This is a genomic window from Caballeronia sordidicola, assembly GCF_000729995.1.
Taxonomy (GTDB): Bacteria; Pseudomonadota; Gammaproteobacteria; order Burkholderiales; family Burkholderiaceae; genus Caballeronia; species Caballeronia sordidicola_A.
In genome coordinates this window covers 1-477 of record NZ_JNFG01000118.1, presented here as the reverse complement: position 1 = coordinate 477, position 477 = coordinate 1, and the positions used below count along the sequence as shown (strand labels likewise).

Genomic DNA, 477 nt, shown 5'->3' with positions numbered 1-477 from the left:
TAGGCACCGAAGTGCCCCTTGGCGTCCGGGTCGTGGCTGGTGGGCTCGGCGATGGCCGCGCTCATCTGCGGCAATTCAGTACCTGTCAGATCAGACATCAGAACTCAACTGCTTTTCGCGCAGGAGCCCGCAATTCAGCGGGCCGGTTTCGGGCAGGACGGGTGCGTGCCGGCCGTCACCAGGTCGGCGACAGCGCTGCGGGGGTCTCCACTGGTCACCAGGCCCTCACCGACCAGAACCGCGTCGGCGCCGGCACCTGCGTAGGCCAGCAGGTCGGCGGTACCACGCACCCCCGACTCGGCGATCCGGATGATGTTGCTGGGCAGACCGGGGGCGATCCGGGCGAAGCAGTCGCGGTCGACCTCGAGGGTCTTCAGGTCCCGGGCGTTGACCCCGATGATCTTCGCGCCGGCCTGCAGTGCCCGGTCGGCTTCTTCCTCGGTGTGGACCTCGACCAGGGGCGTCATCCCCAGTGAC

1 pseudogene is annotated in these 477 nt (G+C 68.3%); it reads right to left on the bottom strand.

What is annotated here, in order from left to right:
* Positions 1-134 precede the first annotated feature (134 nt).
* A pseudogene (locus FH08_RS0133975) lies at positions 135-477 on the bottom strand (indole-3-glycerol-phosphate synthase TrpC); the annotation flags it as partial.